At 68.7% G+C, this 24892-nt stretch carries 22 protein-coding genes; 13 read left to right on the top strand and 9 right to left on the bottom strand.

The annotated features are described in order from the left end of the window. The first annotated feature begins 28 nt into the window (after positions 1-28). The 3 genes from OD997_RS14835 to OD997_RS14825 all read left to right on the top strand — a co-directional run bounded on the left by OD997_RS14835 (position 29) and on the right by OD997_RS14825 (position 4085). Entirely contained in the window at positions 29-2515 is a 2487-nt protein-coding gene (locus OD997_RS14835; RefSeq protein ID WP_434332266.1) for a glycogen/starch/alpha-glucan phosphorylase, read from the top strand. 107 nt (positions 2516-2622) lie between these two features. Further along, on the top strand, positions 2623-3462 hold the full coding sequence (locus OD997_RS14830; RefSeq protein WP_434332265.1) for a DUF4097 family beta strand repeat-containing protein: 840 nt from the start codon (positions 2623-2625) through the stop codon (positions 3460-3462). After that, positions 3459-4085 (top strand): PadR family transcriptional regulator, encoded by a 627-nt coding sequence (locus tag OD997_RS14825; protein WP_434332264.1) that lies wholly within the window; start codon positions 3459-3461, stop codon positions 4083-4085. The genes OD997_RS14830 and OD997_RS14825 overlap by 4 nt, the downstream gene beginning before the upstream one ends. Positions 4086-4205: 120 nt before the next feature. On the opposite strand, the gene OD997_RS14820 is transcribed toward OD997_RS14825, so the two are convergent. Further along, positions 4206-4748: a universal stress protein gene (locus OD997_RS14820; protein WP_434332263.1), complete on the bottom strand. Its 543-nt coding sequence runs from the start codon at positions 4746-4748 to the stop codon at positions 4206-4208. Between the two features lie 149 nt (positions 4749-4897). Here OD997_RS14820 and OD997_RS14815 point away from each other — a divergent pair, with 149 nt between their 5' ends. Then, entirely contained in the window at positions 4898-5086 is a 189-nt protein-coding gene (locus tag OD997_RS14815) for a DUF3073 domain-containing protein (RefSeq protein ID WP_045254362.1), read from the top strand. Positions 5087-5219: 133 nt separating this feature from the next. Then, complete coding sequence (locus OD997_RS14810) at positions 5220-6041, top strand: MOSC domain-containing protein (RefSeq protein ID WP_434332262.1); 822 nt, start codon at positions 5220-5222, stop codon at positions 6039-6041. A 34-nt stretch (positions 6042-6075) separates the two neighbouring features. On the opposite strand, the gene OD997_RS14805 is transcribed toward OD997_RS14810, so the two are convergent. Genes OD997_RS14805 through purM form a run of 3 tightly spaced genes read right to left on the bottom strand, consistent with a single transcriptional unit; the run spans position 6076 to position 9974 of the window. After that, positions 6076-7383, bottom strand: coding sequence for an MFS transporter (locus OD997_RS14805; RefSeq protein ID WP_434332261.1), 1308 nt, complete (start codon positions 7381-7383; stop codon positions 6076-6078). Beyond that, positions 7380-8852 carry an amidophosphoribosyltransferase gene (gene purF / locus OD997_RS14800; RefSeq protein WP_434332260.1) on the bottom strand — a complete coding sequence of 491 codons (1473 nt, stop codon included), beginning with the start codon at positions 8850-8852 and terminating at the stop codon, positions 7380-7382. The genes OD997_RS14805 and purF overlap by 4 nt, the downstream gene beginning before the upstream one ends. A gap of 6 nt (positions 8853-8858) precedes the next feature. Beyond that, positions 8859-9974, bottom strand: a complete 1116-nt coding sequence (gene purM, locus OD997_RS14795) for a phosphoribosylformylglycinamidine cyclo-ligase (protein WP_434332259.1) — start codon at positions 9972-9974, stop codon at positions 8859-8861. A 62-nt stretch (positions 9975-10036) separates the two neighbouring features. Between purM and OD997_RS14790 the strand changes: the two genes are divergently transcribed. Next, entirely contained in the window at positions 10037-10669 is a 633-nt protein-coding gene (locus OD997_RS14790; RefSeq protein ID WP_434332258.1) for a zinc-binding alcohol dehydrogenase, read from the top strand. 30 nt (positions 10670-10699) lie between these two features. On the opposite strand, the gene OD997_RS14785 is transcribed toward OD997_RS14790, so the two are convergent. Both OD997_RS14785 and OD997_RS14780 read right to left on the bottom strand, forming a co-directional pair. After that, complete coding sequence (locus tag OD997_RS14785; protein WP_434332257.1) at positions 10700-11014, bottom strand: potassium transporter Trk; 315 nt, start codon at positions 11012-11014, stop codon at positions 10700-10702. 101 nt (positions 11015-11115) lie between these two features. Continuing rightward, the gene (locus OD997_RS14780; RefSeq protein ID WP_434332256.1) at positions 11116-14967 is read right to left on the bottom strand and encodes an HtaA domain-containing protein; all 3852 of its coding nucleotides are present in this window, start codon (positions 14965-14967) and stop codon (positions 11116-11118) included. A gap of 163 nt (positions 14968-15130) precedes the next feature. Between OD997_RS14780 and OD997_RS14775 the strand changes: the two genes are divergently transcribed. Genes OD997_RS14775 through OD997_RS14765 form a run of 3 tightly spaced genes read left to right on the top strand, consistent with a single transcriptional unit; the run spans position 15131 to position 18113 of the window. Continuing rightward, positions 15131-16252 (top strand): heme/hemin ABC transporter substrate-binding protein, encoded by a 1122-nt coding sequence (locus OD997_RS14775; protein ID WP_434332255.1) that lies wholly within the window; start codon positions 15131-15133, stop codon positions 16250-16252. Then, the gene (locus tag OD997_RS14770; RefSeq protein WP_434332254.1) at positions 16249-17322 is read left to right on the top strand and encodes a FecCD family ABC transporter permease; all 1074 of its coding nucleotides are present in this window, start codon (positions 16249-16251) and stop codon (positions 17320-17322) included. The genes OD997_RS14775 and OD997_RS14770 overlap by 4 nt, the downstream gene beginning before the upstream one ends. Next, positions 17319-18113, top strand: coding sequence for a heme ABC transporter ATP-binding protein (locus tag OD997_RS14765; protein ID WP_434332253.1), 795 nt, complete (start codon positions 17319-17321; stop codon positions 18111-18113). The genes OD997_RS14770 and OD997_RS14765 overlap by 4 nt, the downstream gene beginning before the upstream one ends. Positions 18114-18138: 25 nt before the next feature. Here OD997_RS14765 and OD997_RS14760 read toward each other — a convergent pair whose 3' ends face one another. Further along, positions 18139-18510 (bottom strand): sterol carrier family protein, encoded by a 372-nt coding sequence (locus tag OD997_RS14760; protein WP_434332252.1) that lies wholly within the window; start codon positions 18508-18510, stop codon positions 18139-18141. Between the two features lie 99 nt (positions 18511-18609). Here OD997_RS14760 and OD997_RS14755 point away from each other — a divergent pair, with 99 nt between their 5' ends. The 4 genes from OD997_RS14755 to OD997_RS14740 all read left to right on the top strand — a co-directional run bounded on the left by OD997_RS14755 (position 18610) and on the right by OD997_RS14740 (position 22624). Beyond that, positions 18610-19290 (top strand): NUDIX hydrolase, encoded by a 681-nt coding sequence (locus OD997_RS14755; protein WP_434332251.1) that lies wholly within the window; start codon positions 18610-18612, stop codon positions 19288-19290. Between the two features lie 144 nt (positions 19291-19434). Then, positions 19435-20712, top strand: a complete 1278-nt coding sequence (gene purD / locus OD997_RS14750; RefSeq protein ID WP_434332250.1) for a phosphoribosylamine--glycine ligase — start codon at positions 19435-19437, stop codon at positions 20710-20712. A gap of 113 nt (positions 20713-20825) precedes the next feature. Then, a complete protein-coding gene (locus OD997_RS14745) occupies positions 20826-21290 on the top strand; it encodes a winged helix-turn-helix transcriptional regulator (protein ID WP_434332249.1) in 465 nt (154 codons plus the stop codon). After that, positions 21287-22624, top strand: coding sequence for an MFS transporter (locus tag OD997_RS14740; protein WP_434332248.1), 1338 nt, complete (start codon positions 21287-21289; stop codon positions 22622-22624). Before OD997_RS14745 ends, OD997_RS14740 begins: the two co-directional genes overlap by 4 nt. Before the next feature lie 63 nt (positions 22625-22687). On the opposite strand, the gene OD997_RS14735 is transcribed toward OD997_RS14740, so the two are convergent. Further along, a complete protein-coding gene (locus tag OD997_RS14735) occupies positions 22688-23416 on the bottom strand; it encodes an amino acid ABC transporter ATP-binding protein (RefSeq protein WP_434332247.1) in 729 nt (242 codons plus the stop codon). Further along, positions 23413-24891 (bottom strand): amino acid ABC transporter substrate-binding protein/permease, encoded by a 1479-nt coding sequence (locus OD997_RS14730; protein WP_434332246.1) that lies wholly within the window; start codon positions 24889-24891, stop codon positions 23413-23415. Before OD997_RS14730 ends, OD997_RS14735 begins: the two co-directional genes overlap by 4 nt. Position 24892 lies beyond the last annotated feature (1 nt).

Here is a 24892-nt window from a genome sequence, read left to right as displayed (position 1 = left end):
TCAGCCTCGCTCTCGCTACGGTCGTCACGTGCCCGAATCACGCTCTCCCCTGCACCCGCTCGCTCTCGCCCCCGTGATCTCACCGCCGAGCACGGCGGACGAGTTCGCGAAGCGGTTCCTGCACAATCTCAACTTCGACCGTGGCGTCGCCCTGTCGGCATCCAGCGCCAACGATCGCTATCTCGCCCTCGCGCACACGGTGCGCGACTACCTGATGGCGCGCTGGCTCGAAGACGTTCGGCACCAGAAGGAGGTGCAGGCGAAGGGGGTCTGCTACCTCTCGGCCGAGTACCTGCTCGGCCGTCAGCTCGACAACAACCTGCTCGCGGCCGACCTCACCGAGGTCGCCGCGGAGGCGCTCGCCTCGTGCGGCGTCTCGCTCGACGAACTGCGTGCACACGAGGTCGAACCGGGCCTCGGCAACGGCGGACTCGGACGCCTGGCGGCCTGCTTCATCGACTCGCTCGCCACGATGGCCGTGCCGAGCATCGGCTACGGCATCCGCTACGAGTACGGCATCTTCCGCCAGACCTTCGTCGACGGGCAGCAGGTCGAACAGCCCGACGCCTGGCTCGCGCTCGGCTCTCCGTGGGAGTTCGCTCGCCCCGAAGACGCACAGACCATCGCGTTCGGCGGCCACACCGAGAAATACGACGACGAGGGTGTCACCCGCAGCCGCTGGGTGCCCGCGTGGAACGTGCAGGCCGTGCCCTACAACTACATGGTCCCCGGGTTCCGGAACGGCCGTGTCAACACGCTGCGCCTCTGGAGCGCGGTCGCCACGAGCGCCTTCGACCTGCGGATCTTCAACTCAGGCGACTACGAAGAGGCCGTGAGGGCGCAGACCTTCGCCGAGAACATCTCGAAGGTGCTCTACCCCGAGGACTCCACTCCTCAGGGCAAGGAGCTGCGGCTGCAGCAGCAGTACTTCTTCGTCGCGGCATCGATCCACGACTTCCTCGACAACATGCTCGCCGACGGCTTCGACCTCGCGAACCTGCCCGAGCGTGTGATCTTCCAGCTCAACGACACCCACCCGGTGATCGCGGTGCCCGAGTTCATGCGCGTTCTCATCGACGAGAAGCACCTCGACTGGGATGCCGCGTGGGCGATCACTCGGCAGTGCTTCGCCTACACGTGCCACACGCTGCTGCCCGAGGCGCTCGAGGTCTGGCCGGTCGAGCTGCTCGGACGACTGCTGCCCCGCCACCTCGAGATCATCTACCGCATCAACGACGAGTTCCTCCTGGCCGTGCGCGAGCGTTTCGGCGACGACGAGATGCTCGTGCGCAACATGTCGATCATCGCCGAGCATCCGGTCCGTTCGGTGCGCATGGCGTACCTCGCGACGGTCGCCGGCGCGAAGGTCAACGGCGTCGCAGAGCTCCACTCGCAGCTGCTGCGCGACAAGGTGCTGCACGACTTCGATGCGTTCTTCCCCGGCAAGTTCACGAACGTCACGAACGGCGTCACCCCTCGTCGATTCCTGCGTCTCGCGAACCCCGAACTCTCGTCCCTCATCACCGCGGCGATCGGCGACGGGTGGACGACCGACCTCGAACGACTGCGTGAACTCGAGCCGTTCGCCGAGGATGCCGAGTTCCGCACCGCGTTCGCCGGAGTGAAGGCGGCGAACAAGCGCCGCCTGAGCGAGGTCCTGCGCGAGCGCGACGGCGTCGAGATCAGTGACGGCCACATGCTCGACGTCATGGTCAAGCGCCTGCACGAATACAAGCGCCAGCTGCTGAAGGTGCTGCACGTCGTCACGACCTACGAGGGCGTGATCTCGGGGCGCATCGCCATGTCGGACGTCGTGCCCCGCACCGCGATCTTCGGGGCGAAGGCGGCTCCGGGCTACGCGATGGCCAAGCGCATCATCCATCTGATCAACGCCGTGGGCGAGGTCGTGAACACCGACCCACGCCTCGAAGGTCGACTGAAGGTCGTCTTCCCGCCCAACTACAACGTGACTCTCGCCGAGCGTGTGATCCCCGCGGCCGACCTGTCGGAGCAGATCTCGCTCGCGGGCAAAGAGGCATCGGGTACGGGCAACATGAAGTTCGCCCTGAACGGCGCACTCACGATCGGCACGGATGACGGGGCGAACGTCGAGATCCGCGAGCTGGTCGGCGATGACCACTTCTTCCTGTTCGGCATGAGCGAGCCCGAGGTCGAAGCGCTCAGCATCCGCGGTTACCGGCCGCAGGAGTTCTATCAGGCCGACGAGGGCCTGCGTCGGGCGATCGACCTGATCGCCTCCGGCGCCTTCTCGCGCGGCGACCGATCGGCGTTCGAGCCCGTGGTGTCGAACCTGCTCTACGAGGACCGCTTCATGGTGCTCGCCGACTACGCGTCGTACATCGCCGAGCAGAGCAGAGCGGATGCCGCGTACGCCGATCAGGATGCCTGGACCCGCTCGGCGATCCTCAACGTGGCCCGCACGGGCTTCTTCTCGTCCGACCGCTCGATCCGCGACTACATCGACCGCATCTGGCACACCCCTCCCCTCGTCTGAGGCTGATCGACCCGCGTCGAGGAGCCACTCTTGACAAAGTCGAGATATATCGTGTTATTCTTCTGGAACACGATATATCGTGTTCCCTCAACACAGGAGAAGCAGACATGACCGAGAAGTGGCTCATCGCCCCGGGCGAAGAACGCGTCATCGACATCGAGAACGTCACCCGCCTGAAGATCGGTCTGGTCGGCGGCCAGGTCGACGTCATCGCGCACGACGAACCCGGCATCCGCATCGAGGTCCACGGTGTGACCACCAAGGACCTCCGCATCGAGTCGAACGACGGCGAGGTCGAGATCGACCACCCGCAGCTCGGCTGGGACAACTTCCTCGAGGTGTTCCGCAACTTCGGCTCCGGCGGCCCCAAGGCCGAGGTCAGCGTCGCGGTCCCCCGCTCGATCGCCCTCAACCTCGGCGTCGTCAGCGCCGGCGCGCTGGTGTCCGGCATCCGGAACGACGCCCGCCTCAACACCGTGTCGGGCGACATCATCGTCGACACCCTCATCGGCGACCTCACCGTGAACTCGGTCTCGGGCGACGTGCAGGTGCGCGGACTCACCGGTTCCATCAGCGCGAACAGCGTCTCAGGAGACGTCGCCGTCACGGGCACCGTCCGCCGCGCGACCGTCGACATCGTGTCGGGCTCGACGCTCGTCGATGCCGCGGGAGATGTGAACACGATCAACGTCAACTCGGTCTCGGGCGGCACCACCGTACGCCTCGACGAGTCGCTCGCCGCCAACTACGTCGTGCGCTCGCTGAGCGGACGCCTGCTGATCGACGGCATCGAGCGGAGCGCCTCGGGTCCGAGCAACTACACCGGCTCGACGGGCGAGCTCGCGGGACGCTTCGTCGATCTGCGCGCCAACTCCGTCTCGGGCGGCGTGACCGTCCTTCGCCGCTCGCCTGCCTCGATCACGAATGATGCGGAGTGGGAAGCATGAGTCCCGCAGTCTTCTCCCACGGCGACCTCAGGCTGTACCTCCTGTCGCTGCTCGCCGAGGCACCTCAGCACGGATACGGGATCATCCAGGCTCTGACCGACCGCACCGGTGGCACGTACACCCCGAGCGCCGGCACCATCTACCCCCGACTCGCGAAGCTCGAGGAAGAGGGGCTCGTCACGAAGACCGTCGACGGCCGCACCACGATCTACGCGATCACGGATGCCGGACGCACCGAGCTCGCTTCCCGCGAGGGCGACCTCGCCGGCATCGAGGCGGGACTCACCGATTCGGTGCGCCTGATCGCCAACGAGGTCCGCCAGAGCGTCAAGGAGGCGATGAAGAGCCTCCGCGCCGACCTCGCCACCGCCGAGAAGGACGACCGCGCCGCATCGAAGTCCCGCCCGCGCACCGCGGGTGACGACGAGCGCATCATCACACGCGAGGAGATGCACCGAGCGGATGCCGTCATCAATGCCTTCCGTGCACGCGTGCGCACCGATCTGCGCACGCACATCGCGAAGGGCGGCACGCTGCCCGCATCCGTGGTCACGCAGCTGGAGGACGGACTGGATGCCGCCGCTCGCGGCATCACCACCGCGCTGGCCTCCCTCGGGCGCTGACAACCGACTGAGATCAGGACGACCGCTCCGGATCAGGACACTCTTCGAGATTCTGTCCTGATCCGGAGCGGTCGTCCTGATCTCGGCCCAGCCGGCGCCGTTCGTCCGGAAACGCGCGCGCTATTCGGTCCAGATCTCGGGTTGCGTGTCGGGCACCGGCTCCTGCAGCGGAACGACGAGCACCGAACGATGCTGACGATGTGCGAGGCGGGCAGCGACCGACCCTGTGAAGAACTCGCGGATCGACTCGCCGATACCGCGCTTGCGCGTGCCGACCACGATGAGCTGCGCATCGAGCTTGTTGGCGAGCGCCTTGATGGCGAGCGCCGGGTCTCCGACGAGCTGACGGGCCGTCCAGGTGAGGCCCGTGCCGTCGAGCGCGGCGGATGCTTCGGCCTGCACGGCCTCGAACTCGGCCGTGCCTGCGTCGAAGTTGATGTCGATGGGAGCCGAATGCACATAGCCGTCAGGATCTTCGTAGGTGACGAAGCGCGTGACATCGACGTGCGCGACGACGAGCGGCACGCGCAGGAGCCGTGCGAATCTCGCGGCTTCTTCGATCACCCGCGTGGCCTGTCCCGGCTGCATCCCGACGATCACGGCCTTCTGCAGTGTCGCGTTCTGCGCGGCCTCGTCGGAGGGCGTCGAGGTGTTGTCGGTCATGAGGATCGCTCCCTTCACCAGCTGCCAACGGGCCAGTGCGGTCTGGCCGCGTGCTATTCTGAATGCTACTCTTACCGGCCCTCAGCCGGTGTCGTGAATGACTCGGGCCTGTTGTTGCCCGCAGCTTAACTCGTGAGGGGGTCTCAGGCATGGGCCGTGGCCGTCAAAAGGCGAAACACACCAAGATCGCCCGCGAACTGAAGTCGTTCAGTCCGTCGGTGAACTACTCGGCGCTCGAGCGCGAGCTCGCGCACCCGAGCGACTCTGAAGACGCATACGTCGACAAGTGGGCTGACGAGTATGCAGACGAAGACGAGGACGAACTCGAAAAGGCCTGACCGCCCTTTCGCTCGTCGTCGTCTCCCCCGTGTACCGCACGGGGGTTTCGTCGTGCCCGGAATCCCGGAATCCCGACCCACGATCGCGGCGTCGTTCGACGGTGCGGCGTCTCTCACCTGACAGAATCGCCCCATGCCACACGTCGTCTCGCTCTACCGTCATCCGATCAAGGGCTTCACGGCCGAGTCGGTCGACGAGCTCGCGGTGCAGCCGGATGGTCGGATCGCCGGCGACAGAGTCCTCGCGTTCCGCTTCGCGGATGCGACGGCACCGGAGGATCGCGACGGCCTCGACTACTGGCCGAAGGCGAAGGGGCTCTCTCTTCAGGACTTCGCGACGCTCGCCTCGCTGCGCACCCGCTACGACGACCAGGAGCGACGCGTGCGCATCGAGCACGCCGGGTCCGTTCTCGTGGAGGCGGGGCTCGACGACGACGGGCGCACGCAGCTCGCGGCTGCGGTGACGGAGTTCGTCCTCGCCAGCGCGGAGGGCCGCAGAATCCAGCGGCCGGGCCGGCTGCCGCTGGTACTCGTCGGCGACGGAGTGACGTCGCGGTTCCAGGATCGACCCCGCGGCTACGTCTCGGTGCACAGCAGCGGCAGCGTGAGCGCATTGGGCGAGGCCCTCGGCACGGACGTCGACGACCGTCGCTTCCGTTCGAACATCGTCATCGACGATGCCGCCGCGTGGTCGGAGCTCGACTGGACGGGTGAGGTGACCGTCGGTGACGTCTCCTTCGACGCGGCCGGCCCCATCGTCCGGTGCCTGGCGACGCACGCGAATCCCGACACCGGAGTGCGCGATGCCAAAGTGCTGACGACGCTCACCGCCGCGTTCTCGCAGGCCGAGCCCACCCTCGGGAGACTTCTCCTGCCCGGCTCCGCGTCAGCCGACGAGCAGACCCCCTGGACGGGCGGCACGATCCGTCTCGGCGATGCAGTCACCGCGCACTGAGGTCACCGCGCACTGAGGTCACCGCGAGCTCGACTCACCAGCGACCGTGCCGGCGCTCCCAGTCCTCTTCGATCGTGCGGCGGCGACCCGCGATCCACCCTGCGGGGATCACGGCGATCAGCACGCCCACGAGCAGCCAGAGCGGGATCAGCCAACTGTCGGTCGCGTCATGGAGCAGCCCGATCAGCAGCGGGAACACCGCGGCCACCGCATAGCCGATGCTCTGCACGAACCCGCTGAGCGCGACGGCGCTCTCGGGCGTGCGGGCACGGATGCTCAGCAGCACCAGAGCGAGCGGGAACAGCGCGGGGGCGAGGCCGAACAGCGCCACCCACAGCGGCAGTGCCACAGTGGGCAGGAACAGGATGCCGGCCAGGCCGACGAGTCCCGCAGCGATCGCGACGAAGAAGACAGGACGCGTCGCCTGGAAGCGCACGATGAGGATCGGCACGAGGAGCGAACACGGCAGCCCCATGAGGCCGAACAGCGACAGGAGCAGCCCCGCGTTCGACGGCGAGACCCCGCCGACATCGATCATGATCGTCGGCAGCCACGAGAACGACACGTAGGCCATGGTCGACGAAGCTCCGAACACGAGCGCGATCGACCAGGCCAGCGGCAGACGCCACAGTCGCCCGAAGACGCGGGGGTTCGCAGGCGTCGTGGCGATCGGTCCGGTCGCCATCGATGCCGCGTCGAACTCGCCCGTCGTCGCCTCAGAAGACGACTGCTCGGCGAGGGAACGACCGGTCGTGACGGCATCCGTGCGGTGCGCGACCAGCATCGCCACCCAGGGCACCAGCGCGATCGCGGCGAACACTCCCCACAGTCCGAGCGACACGCGCCACCCCGCCGTGTCGGCGATCGGCACCGCGACCAGCGGCGGCACGAACGTCGACACCGCCATGGTGGTCGAGTAGACCGTCATCATCAGGCCGAGACGGTCGGGGAAGTATTTCTTCACCAGCGGCGGCAGCAGCACGTTGCCCGAGCCGACACCCGCGAACACCACTGCGGTCGCCGCGAGAAGCGAGGTCGAGTCGACCGCGAGGCTGCGCAGCAGCAGGCCTGCCGCGATCAGTGCGATCGCCACCACCGCGACCCGCTCGAGGCCGAAACGCCGCTCGAACAGCGGCGTGAGCAGACCGAAAACCGCGAAGCACACCGGTGGAGCGGCGCCGATGAGGCCGACGACGACTGACGACACCGTGAACTCCTCGGCGATGTGATCGATCACCGGAGACAGCGAGGCGACGGCGGATCGCAAAGAGAACGCGACCAGCACGATGCCGATCAGCGCGAGCGCACGTCCGCGCCAGAGCGGCTGCGCACGCGAGGTCACGAGGTCTGCGACCCCTCCACCCACGCGAGGTATTCGTCCGAGACGGTTCCGGTGACGTACTTTCCGTCGAAGCAGCTCATGTCGAGGTCGCTGAGCACCGATCCCTCGGTGATCGCTGCCTTGAGATCGTCGACTTCCTGGTAGACCAGGTGGTCGCAGCCCAGCTCGGCGGCGATCTCGGGGATCGTGCGCCCGTGGGCGATGAGCTCGTGGCGCGACGGCATGTTGATGCCGTACACGTGCGGGTGACGCACCGGCGGAGCCGCCGAGGCGAAGGTGACCGAGGTGGCACCGGCATCTCGCGCCATCTGGATGATCTGCTTCGAGGTCGTGCCACGGACGATCGAGTCGTCGATCAGGAGCACGTTCTTGCCCTGGAACTCGGTCGACATGGCGTTGAGCTTCTGGCGCACGCTCTTCTTGCGCACGGCCTGGCCGGGCATGATGAAGGTGCGGCCGACGTAGCGGTTCTTGTAGAAGCCCTCGCGATACTCGATGCCGAGCTTGCGGGCGACCTCCATGGCCGCGGGGCGCGCCGAATCGGGAATCGGCATGACGACGTCGATCTTGTCCATCGGAACGTGCTTGGCGATGGTGTCGGCGAGGCGGTCGCCCATGCGCAGACGCGACTCGTAGACCGAGACGCCGTTCATGACCGAGTCGGGACGCGCGAGGTAGACGTACTCGAAAGCGCAGGGCGCGAGCGTGGTCTCGGTGGCGCACTGCTTGGCGTGCAGCTCGCCCTCGCTCGTGATGAAGATCGCCTCGCCGGGCTCGACCTCGCGCACGACCTCGTAGTCGGCGTTCTCGAGCACGAGGGATTCGCTGGCCACGACCCACTCGTCGCGACCCTCTGCCCCAGGGACGGTCGAGGGACGACGTCCGAGGATGAGGGGGCGGATGCCGAACGGGTCGCGGAACGCCAGCAGACCGTATCCGGCGATCACCGCGATGACGGCGTAGGCGCCCTCGATGCGCTCGTGGGTCCGCTCGACCGCCTCGAAGATGCGCTCGGCGTCGAGGTCGACCGTCGAGGTCGTGTTCTGCAGCTCACCGGCGAGCACGTTGAGGAGCAGCTCGGTGTCGCTCGAGGAGTTGAGGTGACGGCGGTCACGCTTGGCCATGTCGGCCGTGAGCTCACGCGTGTTCGTCAGGTTGCCGTTGTGGATGAGGATGATGCCGTACGGTGCGTTCACGTAGAACGGCTGCATCTCCTCTTCGTTCGACGCCGTGCCCTTGGTCGCGTAGCGCACGTGACCGAGCCCGACGTTTCCGAGGAGCCCGCGCATGTCGCGGGTGCGGAAAGCTTCGCGCACCATGCCCTGCGCCTTGGCGTTGTGCATGACGCCGTTCGCCTCAGCGGTGGCGATTCCCGTCGCATCCTGGCCGCGGTGCTGCAGCAGCAGGAGTGCGTCGTAGATGTCCTGATTGACTGGGGCAGAGCCCACCATTCCGACGATGCCGCACATGGGCTCTTACTTCGCTCCGTCCGCGTAGGCGCCGACCAGGCGCACTGCTCCACCGTCGACGCCCTTGGCGCCCTGTTCGAACTCTCCTGCCGGGCGCGCGCCGAAGCCCACGGTTCCGACCTGCCATGCCGGCATGCCCTCGGCCGCGAGGGCCGCGATCGCGGCATCCTTCTTGTCGGCCGCGATGATCGCGAGGAATCCGATGCCGAGGTTCCAGGTGCCCTCGGCCGACTCCAGCGTGGAGCCTGCGATGTCACTGAGCACGCGGAAGACCGGACTCGGCGACCAGGTGCTGCGGTCGACCTCGGCCCAGCTGCCCTGCGGGAGCACACGGGCGAGGTTCGCCGCGATGCCGCCGCCGGTCACGTGGCTGAGCGAATGCACTCCCCCGCCGAGCTGCTCGATGAGGCGCAGCAGCGGAAGCGTGTAGAGACGGGTCGGCTCGAGCAGAGCCTCGCCCCAGGTCTTGCCGAAGTCGGCGGCGTTGTCGCCGTAGCCGATGCCGGCGTTCGTGACGATGTGGCGCACGAGCGAATAGCCGTTGGAGTGCAGTCCGCTGGACTCGACGGCGATCACGACGTCGCCGTCCTGCACGCGGTCGGCACCGAGGATGCCGTCGGCCTCGACGACACCCGTGGCGGCACCCGCCACGTCGTAGTCGCGCGGTCCGAGAAGCCCGGGGTGCTCGGCGGTCTCGCCGCCGATGAGCGCGGTGCCCGTGGCGGTGCACGCCTCGGCGATGCCGCGCACGATGTCGGCGATGCGCTGCGGGAAGACCTTGCCGCACGCGATGTAGTCGGTCATGAAGAGCGGCTTGGCGCCCACCACGACGATGTCGTCGACGACCATGCCGACCAGGTCCTGGCCGATCGTGTCGTGCTTGTCGATGGCCTGCGCGATGGCGACCTTCGTGCCGACGCCGTCGGTGCTGGTCGCGAGCAGCGGGCGACGGAAGTCGCGCAGTGCACTCGCGTCGAACAGTCCGGCGAATCCGCCGACACCGCCCAGCACTTCAGGGCCGTGCGTCGCACGCACGGAAGACTTCATCAGCTCGACGGCGAGATCGCCTGCAGCGGTATCGACGCCGGCTTCGGAATAGGGATTGGTGGGGGAGGCAGCCACCCGACAAGCCTACCGCCCGCCGAGCCCTCCTCTCCCCTCCCTCGATCTCCTACGATGGGGCCATGGCCGACAAGCCGCAGTGGTTGATCCGCGAGGACGCGAGCGTTCCGGTGCTCGTCGCGCTCGCGCTGCGGCAATCGCTCGGCATCCGGGCCCCCGAAGACCTGCCGAGCCTGCGGGATCTGCCCGTCAGAGCGCCCGACGCCACCGAGGTCACCCCCGAGCTCGAGAAGCAGTGGCGGGAGTACTGGGACATGACGGTCGAGCCCCGCGCCCACCCGTCGGACGTTCCGCTCGAACTCGTCGAGGGCTTCGACACGCTCGTCGCCCTGCCCGCGTCGGGATCCGAGCAGCTGTCCGAGGCGATCGTGCCGCACGCGGCGTCCACCCTGCACTACGCCCGCGTCTCTCACGACCGCTATGTGTCATCGATCCGCAGTTCGATGGCGAGCCGCTCGGGCAACGGCACGATCGGCGGCGAGGCGTATCGCGCCTACGCCAGCGCGATCGCCGAGTTCGAGCGCGACATCGGTCGCCGCGCGCACTCGTTCGAGCTGAACGTGCAGGTGCTGCCGTTCTCGCAGCGGGGCATCTGGTGGATCGGCGCGCTAACCGTGGCCGTCACCGACGGCCTCCGTCGCGACGTGGTGTCGTTCGACGCCGCCATCCGACCGATCATCGCCGAGCTGGCGTAGATCGGGAACCCGCAGTCGGAAGACCGGCGGTCAGTCGTTCTCGATGATCGTCTCGTGCTCGACCGTGACGACATGGTCGTGGCGTCGCGCGACGCGCTCGAGGATGAGGGCGACGATGCTCGCGAGCGCGAAGCCGATCGGCACCGTCCACAGCAGCAGGAAGCCGAAGACCTGGCCGGGAGGGTAGACGACGTTGACGGCGTCGGACGGCTCGTAGCTCCCCACCATCGTCAGGATGCCGGCGGCGATGATGCCGAGCACGACGCCGATGCCCATGAACACGCCGAATCGCGGCACGCGTCGGACGGTCGCCTCGACCGTCTGGGAGGAATCGTGGGAGGACATGCATCCATTGTCCCACCGTTGGCTGTGGGTCGCGCCCTCCTCTGCAGAGCGACGCCCTCCCCGCGTCCGCTGCGGGGAGGGCGTCGCCGTTCTGCGGCGGATCAGACCTCGGTCGTGACCTCGGCGTTCTCGGCCGTCGCCCTCGTACGGCGTCCGATCAGCACGCCGCCGCCGACGGCGAGCACGACGATCACGAGGCCTCCGACGACCCACGGCCAGACCGGGGCACCCTCGGTGTCGGCCATGGCCGTGACGGATGCGGCGGCAGCCGTCCCCTCCGATTCGGCAGACTCGTCGTCTTCGACCGCGACACCGCACTCGGCGGCGACCGGGAGCAGCGCCGTCACCGGGTCGAGCTCCTCACCCGCGGCGTAGGTGCCGAATGCGGCAGCGCCCGCCTCGGTGAGGGTCGTCGGGATCGCCTCGAGGGAGAGCACTCCGTCGACCACCGCGGCGCCTCCCAGAGCGAACTCCGCGAGGCGGACCGCCTTCTGGTCGACGCTCTGGCCGTCTTGCGTGGTGCCGAGAACGTCGAACACGAGGTAGCCCGTGTCTCCGGCGAGCTCGACGCGCGCGTTCGCCAGCGTGGTGTTCAGCGCGCCGCCGTGACCGGTGAAGGTGATGCTGCCGCCGAACGTCACGAGTCCGGTGAGGGTCTCGTCGTCGAACGAGCCGGTGCCGCTCGACCACACGTAGTCGGGGTACTCGTAAGCGACGTCGGTGAGCGTCCATCCACCGGCGGCGATGCCTTCGATGTAGGTGCGGAAGGACTCCTTGTAGCCCCACTTGAGCGTGGCGCCGTCGACGGTGCAGGCACCGATCGCTGCCGTCTCCCGTGCCAGTGTGAACTCGAGACCTCGGGCGACGGACCCCTGCAGGGTCAGCGTGTGCATGCCGTCCTCAAGGCTCGCCGGCAGCGTTCCGGTCCAGGTCGCGACGCCGGCGGCATCCGCCGAGATGGTGTCGAGCAGCACGGGCGTCGAGTACACGACGACCTTGATACCCGTCTCGTTCGGCTGGAACCCGGATGCCGAGAACGTCGCCGTCTTGCCGGACTGCAATGCCGCCAGGCTCTGCTCGTCGATCTCGATGCCCGTGGTCGCCGGCGGCGTCGCCGGGAGCGTCGCCTTGGCCTTCACAGCCGCGGCCGCCACCGTGCCGGTCGTACCAGACGGCGCTGCCGCCACCGACCCGATCGTGAAGGACACGGGGTCGAGGTTCGTCGAGAAGCCGGCGAGCACGCGGTTGCGTCCGTCAGCGGTGAGCGAGGCGGGAGCACCCGAGTAGGTGACGGCGCCGTTCGCGGTGGTCACGACTGCACGTGACAGGTCGAGCGTCGCGAACGCCACCTGGGCGCCGGCATGCGTGACATACAGGGTCGCGGCGCCCGCGGAGGTGACGCTGACCTGCGGGTTCGACACGGTGACGTCGAGCACGCCGCCGTGGCCGGTGAAACGCACCGATCCTCGGTACACGACACTGCCGAGGCCCGTCGCCGTGCTGTAGTCGCCGCCGACCGTCTGACCGAACTGGAAGAGCCCGCCCGACCGGGTGGCTCCACCCGAGACATCGACCGCGCCCTTGGCGATGTCGCCGACCACGTACTGCGTGAACGACGTCGAGATGCCCCAGCGCAGCGATCCACCCGGAACAGTCGCTGCAGGCGCTGTCGGGGTGGTGACCGGGGGCTTCGGCTCGTCGGGCTTCTTTCCGAGCAGTGCGTCCCACTGCGCCTCGGTGATCGAGACGGTCGAGCGGGCGTAGACGGTGTCAGCCGTGGGCAGAGTGTGCTGCTGCCACGCGATCACCTCATAGGTCTTCGTGCGATCGAGCGTGTCGGCCGCAGCGTTCAGGTCGACGCTGAACTCGCCACCTGTGATGCCGCGCACGAACTGCATGCCGAGGAAGCCACCGCCCGAAGTGACATCCGCCTCGGTGCCCTTCTCGATCAGAGCCACATACGCACCCGTGATGGCACCGAGCTCCGACCCGGCGGCGGTGACCGTCAGGCCCTCGGTCGCGGTGGCGCTCTTGACCGTCGAGGTCACCGCAGGCGCGAGTCCGTAGTTGAGGGCGACGCTCTGCTCCTGTGCCGCGTTGACGACGCCGCCGGCGCCATAGGTGTAGACGCCGTACGAGCCCGGAGTGGTCGCGGAGTCCTTCAGCGTCAGAGTCGCCCGGAACGTGCCGTCGGCGGCGATGTCGACCCACTGCGAGCGGATCGCGGCCTGGTATTGCGACGGAACCTGGTTCAGCACGGACTCAGAAAGAGCCCACGCCTGAGCACCGACCGAGCGCGTCGCACCCGCAGCTCCCGTCGAGGGCTGCCAGGTCGAGGCGAAGTTGCCGAAGACGACGTACGTGCCCTGCGGAAGGTTCGCCGGGATCGGCACACCGCGTCCGCCCACGTTCGCGGTCGGGTCGTAGCCCGAACCCTTCACGACGACGGTGTCGCCGGCCTTCAGAGCGGTGGTGCCCGCCGGAGTGATGCCGTCGGCGAGGAAGACCTGGATCGAGGGAGCGGCGGGCTCGAGAGCGTCCCAGTCGGCGTCGCTGATCGTGACGGCCGCGCGGGCGAGGATCGTCTGGGCGTTCGGCAGCGTGTGCTGCGTCCAGACGATCACCTCGTAGGTCTTGGTGCGATCGAGATCCGCCGCCTTGGCAGTGAGGTCCACGGTGAACGCGCCACCGGTGACTCCACGCACGAACTGCATGGCCGCGAATCCGCTGCCGGCCGTGACGTTCGCCTCAGTGCCCGCTTCGATCACCGCGGCGTAGACGCCGGTCGCCGAGCCGAACGAGGTTCCGGTGACCTTCGTGGTGATACCGGGCTCGCCCGCCGCGAGCGATGACGCGACGGTGATCTTCGGCGGAATCGTGTAGTTCAGGGCGACGCTCTGCTCCTGCGCGGCGTTGGTGACGCCGCCGGCCCCGTAGGTGTAGACACCGTACGAACCCGGGGTGGTCGCGGTGTCCTTGAGGGTCAGCGTCGCCTGGAACGTGCCGTCGGCGGCGATGTCGACCCACTGCGAGCGGATCGTGGCCTGGAACTGCGACGGAACCTGGTTCAGAACCGACTCCGACAGTGCCCACGCCTGCGAACCGACCGAGCGCGTCGCACTCGCGGCCCCCGCGGAGGGCTGCCACGTCGATGCGAAGTTACCGAAGACGACGTAGGTGCCCTGGGGCAGGTTCGCCGGGATCGGCACTCCCCGGCCGCCGACGTTCGCGGTCGGGTCATACCCAGAGCCCTTCACGACGACGGTGTCGCCCGCCTTCAGAGCGGTCGTGCCAGCAGGCGTGGTGCCGTCGGCGAGGAACACCTGGATCGAGGGGGCGGCGGGCTCGACCTCGCCCGGGTCTGTTCCAGGGTCGGTCCCGGGGTCCGTTCCAGGGTCTGTTCCCGGGTCAGTGCCGGGGTCAGTGCCGGGGTCCGTTCCCGGGTCAGTGCCGGGGTCCGTTCCCGGGTCCGGCGTCTCGGCACCGAAGACGGCGTCCCACTGCGCTGTCGAGATGGCGACATCTTCCCGGGCGTAGATCGTCTCGGCGTTCGGCACCGAGTGCTGCTGCCAGACGAGGACCTCGTACACCTTCGTGCGATCGAGGGATCCCGCCGGAGCGGTCAGCGTGAACGAGCTCGCCCCCGCGGCCACCGCCGGGAACGGCTGCGCGAACGCGGCGTAGCCGCCACCGGGGCCGGAGAGTCCGCTCTCGGTGCCCTTCACGATCAGTGCGGCGTAGACGCTGGGCACCTCGGGAAGCCCCGACGCGTCGACCTGCACCGTGATGCCTGTGGTGCCGGCAGATGTCACCGACGCGGCGACGGACCCGCCGGCGGCTTGCGCGGGAGGAACGATCACCGCGCCCGCCGCGATCAGGACGAAGGATACGAGGGCGGCGAGCAGCACGCGTATGCGGCCGCTCCCCGTGGATGCTGTGGCTGTGGCGTTCACGATTCTCCAGAGCTCCGGGCGCGCAGGAACGGACGCGCGCCAGCGGTGCCGCTATGCAGTCGGGCGAGAGGGTGATTGTTGGTTAGGCTTAGCTAAGTAAGCTCCATTCCTGAGAATAGAGGCGCTCGCGAGGCAGAGTCAAGTTTTAGGATAGCCTTGCCTAATGCGACGCGCTTCTGCCCTTCTTCTCGCTGCCGCTCTCGCCGTCGGTCTCGCCGCGTGCGCAGACCCGGGAGCCTCCGCCGCACCGCAGACAGACGCCGCCGACTCCTGCCCCCAGGCATCCGTCCCCCTCGCCGATCTGGATCTCGTCGACGACGTGCGCGGCGCGACCGGCGGATCCACGGCCTGTCTCTCGAGCCACGCGATCGAGCCGGTCGCCGACGAGACCGCCCCGGAACTCCCCGTGACCGTCACCGACAGCGAGGGTCGCGAGGTCGAGATCACCGATGTCGACCGCATCCTGCCGATCGACATCTCAGGCACGATCGCCTCGACCGTCTTCGCCCTGGGCCTCGGCGATCAGGTGGTCGGCCGCGACTCGTCCACGATGTTCGCCGGCACCGAAGATCTCCCCGTGGTCACGAAGACGGGTCACACGCTGAACGCCGAGGCGATCCTCGAGCTCGCGCCCACCGTCATCCTCACCGACACGACGATCGGCCCGAAGGAGATCCGCCAGCAGCTGCGCGACGCCGGGATCACGATCGTCGTCATCTCGAGCGACCGTCGCCTCGACACCACCGACGAGCTGGTCACCGAGATCGCCACGGCTCTCGGCGTGCCGAGCCGCGGTCACGCCCTGATCGAACGGCTCGACACCGACCTCGCAGACGCCCTGGCCGAGATCACCGAGGTCGTGCCGCCGGAGGCCGAAGACCGGGCGCGGATGCTGTTCCTCTACGTGCGCGGCAACGCCAACATCTATTACATCTTCGGCGAGGACTCCGGAGCCGACTCCCTCATCGACGCCGTCGGAGGGATCGACGTCGCCGCAGAGATCGGCTGGGAGGGCATGAAGCCGATGACCGCCGAGGCCCTCGTCGCGGCACGGCCCGACGTGCTCGTGATGATGACCGACGGGCTCGAGTCCGTCGACGGCATCGACGGGCTGATAGAGCGCATCCCCGCGATCGCGGAGACTCCGGCCGGAGCGAACCGCCGCGTGATCGACATGGCCGACAGCGAGATCCTCAGCTTCGGGCCTCGGTCGGCGGACGTGATCGAGGCGATCGCCCGCGCGCTCTACGCCCCCGAGCCCGCGACCGCCGAGCCCGCGAAGTGAGCGGCGAGGTCGTCACCCGCACCCCGTCGAGACACCTCGGGCTGCGCTTCACGCTCGTCATCATCGGGCTCGTCGCGGCCCTCGTCGTGACCTGCATAGTGTCGATCACGAGCGGACAGTACTCGCTCTCCCCCACCGACCTCATCGGGGTGCTGCTACACGGCATCGGCATCGACACCGCCTGGGCACCCACCGAGGCGGCCGACTACGGCGTGATCTACAACCTGCGGCTCCCCCGCCTCGTGCTCGGCCTCCTCGTCGGCGCAGCCCTCGCCGTGTCCGGCGTGCTCATGCAGGCGATCTTCGGCAACCCGCTGGCGGATGCCGGTGTCGTCGGAGTCTCGTCCGGTGCCGCGCTCGGCGCCGCCGCGAGCATCACCCTGGGCTTCGCCTCGTTCGGCATGTGGACCACCCCCGCGTTCGCATTCCTCGGCGGGCTGATCGCGGTGCTCGCGGTGTACTTCATCAGCCGATCGGGCGGGCGCACCGAGGTCGTCACCCTGCTCCTCACCGGCATCGCGATCAATGCGATCGCGGGCGCCGGCATGGCCTTCCTCACGTTCCTCGGCACGACGTCGACGCGCGAGCAGATCGTGTTCTGGCAGCTCGGATCGCTGAACGGCGCCCTCTGGTCGAACGCGGCACTGGTCGCTCCGCTCGTCGCGATCGGGGTCGTCGTGGCGCTGATCGTGTCGCCGCAGCTCGACCTCTTCGCCCTCGGCGAGCGCACCGCCCGACACCTCGGCGTCAACGTCGAGCTGCTGCGGATGGTCGTGATCGTCACGGTCGCGGTGCTGGTCTGCGCCGCCGTCGCCTTCGCCGGCATCATCGGATTCGCGGGTCTCGTCGTGCCCCACCTGATGCGCATGATCATCGGCCCCGCACACCTTCCGCTCATGATCGCCTCGGTGTTCGGAGGCGCACTGCTGATCGCGATCGCCGACCTCGTCGCCCGCACCGCGGTGCCGCTGGCCGATCTGCCCATCGGCATGATCACCTCGCTCGTGGGCGGACCGTTCTTCCTCTGGCTGCTCGTGCGCACGCGCCGGCGCTCGGGAGGATGGGCATGAGCGCCGTCGACAGGGCCACCCGACTGCAGGCCACCGGCGTCACCGTGCTCGTCGGCGGCGAGCGCGCGATCCTCGACGACGCGTCGATCGAGGTCCGAGCGGGCGAGATCCACGCGCTGGTCGGGCCCAACGGCGCGGGCAAGTCGACTCTCTTCGGAGTTCTCGCCGGCGATGTGACCCCGGGCGCCGGGGCGGTGCTGCTCGACGGTTCGCCGATCACCGGCATCCGCGCGCAGGACATGGCGCGAGCGCGAGCAGTGCTGCTGCAGGAGAACGCGGTGTCGTTCCCGTTCAGTGCCGAGCAGGTCGTTCGCATGGGCAGGGCACCGTGGGCACGCACCGGGGCCGCGGACGGCGACGACGAGATCGTCGCCGCGGCGATGGACTCGACCGAGGTGCTGTCACTGTCTTCACGTGCCGTGACGTCACTCTCCGGCGGCGAGCGCGCCCGCGTGGCGCTGGCCCGCGTGATCGCTCAGAGCACCGGCATCCTGCTACTCGACGAGCCGACCGCCGCACTCGACCTCAAGCATCATGAAGACGTGATGCGCCTGATCCGAGGGCAGGCGGATGCCGGCATCGCCGTCGCGATCGTGCTGCATGACCTCAACGCCGCTCTCGCCCACGCCGACCGGGTGACCCTGCTCTCGCAGGGCCGGGTCGCCGCGACGGGTGCGGCCGCCGACGTGCTCACGGCCGAGCGGATCGAAGAGGTCTACGGACAACCGGTCGACGTGTTCCCACATCCCGTCACGGGTGTGCCCCTGGTGGTCGCACGCCGCGGACTCTGACCCGGTCGCCTCTGGCCTGATCGCCTCAGGGGCGCAACGGAAGGACGTCAGAGAGATCGGCGCGGGTGCCGGAGGCGCTGACGCGACCGGATGCCGCAGCATCCGCCCAGTGCTCCCTGCCGGTGGCGACGGCGATCCACGTCGCCGCATCCATCTCGACGACGTTCGGCGGGGTCCCTCGCGTGTGCCGAGGCCCCTGGATGACCTGCACCGCACCGAACGGAGGCACTCGCACCTCGACGCTGTTGCCCGGCGCCTTCTCGTCGAGGAGCTGCAGCAGGTACCGCACGGTCGTCGCGAGGTCGGTGCGCTGCGGCTTCTCACCGGCGGCATCCGCGCGTCGCACCGCATCGAGAGCGGCGCGCCCGTCGATGATGTCGATCTTCCTGGAGGGCATGGTGACCAGGCTACGCCGGGCTCATTCGCCATGGATGCCCGTGCGCTCCCCGAACGCCACCCGCGCTGCCGCGTCGCGCACAGGCATAGGCTCGAGTCGATGAGCCAGAATCCCGATACCTTGCACGGCGCACGGGCCGAGCTGCTCGCGGCGACGCGACGCCCCGAGAGCTGGTCGCGGCCGTTCCCACCGCTCGTCGGCGACGCCCATCCCGCGTCCGTGCTCGTTCTGTTCGGCCGGCTCGACAGCATCCCGGCGCAGACCGACGAGGCCACCGTCGCAGCCGACCTCGACGTGCTGCTGCAGCGTCGGGCCGCGACTCTGTCGTCGCATCCAGGTCAGGTCTCGTTTCCCGGCGGCAGGCGCGAGGAACAGGATGCGGATGCCGTCGCCACCGCCCTGCGCGAGGCGGAGGAGGAGACGGGGCTCGACCCGGCCGGCGTCGATATCCTCGCTACGCTGCCCGAGCTGCCCCTCGCCGCGAGCAACCACGTGGTCACCCCTGTGCTCGCCTGGTGGCGCTCGCCCTCGCGCGTCGCCGCCGTCGACCATGCCGAGACGGTCGACGTCTTCCGCGTGCCGGTCGCGCAACTGCTCGACCCGGCCACTCGGTTCACCTCGACGATCCATCGCCTGGGTCGCACCTGGCGGGGCCCCGCCTTCGACATCGACGGCACGATCGTGTGGGGCTTCACCGCGATGGTGCTCGACGCCCTGTTCGACGCGACCGGCTGGACGCTGGAGTGGGACCCGTCAGTCGAGCGCCCCATCGAACTCTGAACCGTCTCGCCGGTCGCGCGTTCACGATTCAGCACGGATGTGTCCCGGGGCCCCTCCAGCGCCCGATACCGGCACCGGTCGCGGTTCTGTGCTGAGACGCGCACACCGCCGAAACCCGCGCCCCCGCCTCGGTAGTCTGGACGGGTGAAGATTCTCGTCCTCGGTTCCGGTGCCCGTGAGCACGCGATCATCCTCGCTCTGCGAGCAGAGAAGGCGGAGCACGAGATCTTCGTCTCCCCCGGCAACGCCGGTATCGCGCAGGATGCGACCCCGGTCTCGGTCGACATGCTCGACGGTGCCGCGGTGACCTCGTTCGCGAACGAGCACGCCGTCGACCTCGTGGTCGTCGGTCCCGAGGCTCCGCTGGTCGCCGGTGTCGCCGATGTGCTGCGCGCGCACGGCATCCCCGTGTTCGGCCCCGGCAAGGCCGCGGCTCAGCTCGAGGGCTCCAAGTCGTTCGCGAAGCGGATCATGGACGCCGCGGGCGTGCCCACCGGTCGCGCGGTGCGTGCCACCACCACCGCCGAGGTCGAGGCAGCGTTCGACGAGCTCGGCGCCCCGTACGTCGTGAAGGCCGATGGCCTGGCTGCGGGCAAGGGCGTCATCGTCACGTCCGACCGCGCAGATGCGCTCGCCCACGCCGAGCACTACCTGCCGTCCGGCCCCGTGCTGATCGAGGAGTTCCTCTCGGGCCCCGAGGTCTCGCTGTTCTTCCTGAGCGACGGCGACACGGTTCGCGCTCTCAGCCCCGCGCAGGACTTCAAGCGCGCGCTCGACGGCGACGAGGGACCGAACACCGGCGGCATGGGCGCGTACTCGCCGCTGCCGTGGCTCGCCGACCAGTTCGGCAGCGAGCAGGCCTTCGTCGAGGAGGTCACGCGGGACGTCGCGCTTCCCGTCATCCGCCAGCTCGACAGCGAGGGCACGCCCTTCATCGGCCTGCTCTACGCCGGCCTCATCCTCACGCCCGCCGGCGTGCGCGTGATCGAGTTCAACGCCCGCTTCGGCGACCCCGAGACGCAGATCGTGCTGCCGCGGCTCGTCACGCCGCTGTCGGAGCTGCTGCTGGCCGCGGCATCCGGCACCCTCGAGGACCAGCCGGAGCCCGTCTTCAGCGACGACGTCGCGATCACCGTGGTGCTCGCCAGCGAGGGATACCCCGAGGCGCCGCAGACCGGTCGCCCGATCGAGGGCCTCGCCGACGCGGCGGCCGTCGAGGGCGTCCGCCTCGTGCACGCCGCGACCGCCAGCCCCGACGCACCGGGAGGCTCGCTCGTCGCTGCCGGTGGACGTGTGCTGAACGTCGTCGCCGTGGCATCCGACTTCCGCACCGCGCGCGATCGCGCCTACGAGGCCATCGGCCGCATCCGCCTCGACGGCTCGCACTTCCGCACCGACATCGCCGCCCGCGTCGCGGAGTAGTCCTCACCGCCGGAGCCCTCCGGCTCGTCGGATTCCTGCCGATTCGAGCAGGGATTCCGCCATCTCGGCGAATCGCTCTTGACTCCGCGCACTTTCTTCAAGAAAGTTGGCGGATGCCGCTTCGCTCCGACTGGTCGACCGCCACGTGCCCGATCGCACGCTCCGCCGATGTGCTGGCCGACCCGTGGGTGCTGCTGATCCTGCGCGAGATGTTCTCGGGGCGCACGCGCTTCGACCAGCTTCGGGCTGCCACCGGAGCCGCCGACTCGGTGCTCGCTCGGCGCCTCGCATCGATGACCGACGCCGGCCTCGTCACGCAGGATGACCCCGGCTACCGACTCACCGACGCCGGGCGCGAGACCCTGCCGATCCTGCACGCCTACGCACGGTTCTCGCGCATGACCGATCCGGACGGCCCCTGGGGACTGACGGTCAGCTGCGCGCGCTGCGGCGAGGTCGCCGCAGCGTCCGACTGGTGCACGCACTGCTCCGCGCCGCTGGATGCCGACAGCACTCGCTGGGCGCGGCGCAGCATGGGCGGCGAGCCGTTCGCTCTGAGCACGGGCAGCGCGGCATGACCGCCGAATCGGTCGACGAGCCCACCGAGACGCCCGCGGCCGCGGCCACTCCGCAGCAACGGCAGCGCCGCATCCACCCGGCCTGGATCGTCGCCCTCGTCGCTCTGATCGCTCTGATCGGTGCCGCCGGATTCCGTGCTGCGCCCGGCGTCCTGATGCTGCCCCTGCAAGAGGAGTTCGGCTGGACCACCGCCGAGCTCTCTCTCGCCGTCACCGTCAACCTGCTGCTGTTCGGGCTCACCGCACCGTTCGCCGCGGCCCTGATGCAGCGCTTCGGCATCCGCGCCGTCACTGTCACCGCGCTGTTCGTGATCGGTGCGGGCGCAGCCCTGAGCGTCTTCGTCGCCACTCCCGCGCAGCTGATCCTGACGTGGGGCGTGCTGATCGGTCTCGGCACCGGGTCGATGGCGCTCGTGTTCGCGGCGACCATCACCGACACGTGGTTCGCGACCAGGCGGGGCCTGGTCTCCGGCGTGCTCACGGCCGGAAGCGCCACAGGACAGCTCATCTTCCTGCCGGTGATCGCGGTCGCCGCCGAGGATGTCGGCTGGAGAGGGGCATCGCTCATCATCGCCGGGGGCGCGCTCGCCGTCGTGCCCCTGGTCTGGATCTTCCTGCGCAACCGCCCGAGCGACCTCGGCGTCACGCGGTACGGCGACACCGGCCCGCTCGTGGTGGCACCACGCCCGAAGGGCAGCGCCTGGGGAGCAGCCAGACTCGCGATCACGACTCTGCGCGACGCCGCACGCACCAAGACGTTCTGGGCACTGGCGATCGGTTTCGCGATCTGCGGTGCGACGACCAACGGGCTCATCGGCACGCACTTCATCCCCAGTGCGCACGACCACGGGATGCCGACCACCACCGCCGCCGGCCTGCTCGCGGTCGTGGGGATCTTCGACATCGCCGGAACCGTGTTCTCGGGCTGGCTGACCGACCGGGTGAATCCCCGCATCCTGCTCGCCGCGTACTACGCGCTGCGCGGGGTGAGCCTGCTGTTCCTGCCGAGCCTGCTGTCGGCCGAGGTACAGCCGAGCATCGTCGTCTTCATCGTGATCTACGGCCTCGACTGGGTCGCCACCGTGCCGCCCACCATCGCGCTCTGCCGCGAGGTCTTCGGCGATCGCGGGCCGCTCGTGTTCGGCTGGGTGTTCGCGTCTCATCAGATCGGTGCCGGGATCGCCTCGGTCCTCGCCGGGCTGGTGCGCGACCACACCGGCCAGTACACGGTGGCGTGGTTCGCGGCCGCCGGCCTCTGCGCGGTCGCCGCTCTCGTCAGCGCGACCATCCGTCGGCATCCGGCCCCGGTCGCATCCTCGGTCGCACCCGACTGACCCGCTGCACGACGAAGGCCCCCGCCCGATACCGGATGGGGGCCTTCGACACGGGGTGACAGCTCAGAGCACCTTCGACAGGAAGTCCTTCAGGCGCTCGTTCTTCGGAGCGCCGAACAGCTCGGCGGGCGGTGCCTCCTCGACGACGACGCCGGCGTCCATGAAGACCGTGCGGCCCGAGACCTCGCGGGCGAAGCCCATCTCGTGGGTCACGAGCACCATCGTCATGCCACCGGACGCGAGGTCGCGGATCACCTGCAGCACCTCGCCGACCATCTCGGGGTCGAGCGCGCTGGTGGCCTCGTCGAAGAGCATGATCTCGGGATCCATCGCGAGCGCACGGGCGATCGCCACGCGCTGCTTCTGTCCGCCCGAGAGGGATGCTGGCTTCGCATCCGCCTTCTCGGCGAGGCCCACGCGGTCGAGCAGCGCCAGCGCGCGCTCCTTCGCTTCGGCCTTCGACAGCTTGCCGAGTTCGATCGGAGCGAGCGTGATGTTCTCGAGCACGGTCATGTGCGGGAACAGGTTGAAGTGCTGGAACACCATGCCGATGCGCTGGCGCACCTCATCGAGCTTCACGCTCTTGTCAGTCAGGTCGACGCCGTCGATGACGACGTGACCCGAGGTCGGCTCCTCGAGCTTGTTGAGGCACCGCAGCAGAGTCGATTTGCCCGACCCCGACGGCCCGATGACCGCGACGACCTCGCCGTCGTCGACGGTCAGGTCGATGCCCTTGAGCACATGGTTGTCGCCGAACGACTTGTGCAGGTCTCTGACTTCGATCTTGCTCATGCGTTGAACTTCCTCTCCAGGCGGTTCGCGAGCAGCGTGAGAAGCGTGATCACGACGAAGTAGATGATGGCGACGATCGTCAGCACCTGCGCCGACAGATACGTCGAGGCGATGATCTGGCGCGAGACGAACGTCAGCTCGGCGAGGCCGATGACGCTGATCAGCGACGTGTCCTTGAGGGTGATGATGCCCTGGTTCACGAACGACGGGATCATGATGCGGAACGCCTGCGGCAGCACGACCTTCTGCATGGTCTTCCAGTGCCCGAGACCCAGCGAACGCGATGCCTCGGCCTGACCGGGGTCGACGGCCTGGATGCCGCCGCGGATGATCTCGGTCATGTACGCACCCGTGTTCAGCGAGAGCGTAATGGCTCCGGCGACGAACGGGTTGAACGTGAGCCCGGGGAACAGCTGCGGGATGGCGAAGAACACGAAGAACGCCTGCACGAGGATCGGCGTGCCGCGGAACACGTAGACGTACGCCGTCGCGACCCAGCGGAACGGCGCGAACGCCGAGACGCGGCCGAAGCCGAAGATGAGCCCGAGGATGAACGCGGCCACGATCGCGACGAGAGTCGCGAGGATCGTGAGCCAGAGGCCCTCCATAAGAGCGGGCCAGTACTTCACGGCGACGGAGAAGATGTCGGTCGCCTGCGTGGTCTCCTCGCCGCCGGCGAGGTAGCTGTCGACGATCTTGTCGTACTCGCCGGATGCCTGGAGGTTCTCGAGCCCCGCGTTGAACATCTCGATCAGCTCGGGGTTCTGCCCCTTGTTGACCGCGAAGCCGTACTCGCCGCCGAGCTCGGGCTCACCGATCAGACGGAAGCCCGATCCCTGCTGGATGCCGTAGGCGAGCACCGGGAAGTCCTCGAAGTAGCCGACGGCCTGGCCGGCCTTGACGGCATCCACCATGTCGGTGGTGTCCTGGTACGGCGTGATGCGGAAGCCGTACTCGTCCTGGTTCTCCTCGGCGAAGGTCTGCCCCTGCGTGCCGGTCTTGACCGCGACGGCCTCGCCGTCGAGGTCGTCGAGAGACTGGATGTCGCTGGACTCGAGCACGCCGAGCTGGATGCCGCTGGTGAAGTACGGCTCGCTGAAGTCGAACGTCTTCTCGCGCTCGTCGGTGATCGACATGCCCGCCATGACGGCGTCGACCTGGTTGGCCTGCAGCGCCTGGACGGCGGCGTCGAACCCGAGCTGGCGGATCTCGACCTTGAAGCCCTGGTCGTCGGCGATCGCGCGGAGCAGGTCCATGTCGATGCCGACGAGGTCGCCGTTCTCATCGGTGAACTCGAACGGCGCGAACGTCGTGTCGGTGCCGATGACATAGGTCTCGGCGTCGTCGGCCGCGGTGGCGGCGGATGCTCCGCCGAGCAGCGCACCGGCCGCGATGAACGCCGTGAGCGCCATCGCCCCGACGGTGCGTCCGAACGTGCGCAGACGCGCAGACGCGGAAGAGGGATTTCGGATCACG

This window comes from Microbacterium sp. CGR1 (genome assembly GCF_051062835.1).
Lineage (GTDB): Bacteria > Actinomycetota > Actinomycetes > Actinomycetales > Microbacteriaceae > Microbacterium.
Note: the sequence above shows the minus strand (reverse complement) of the source record. Positions and strands in the feature narration are given on the sequence as shown.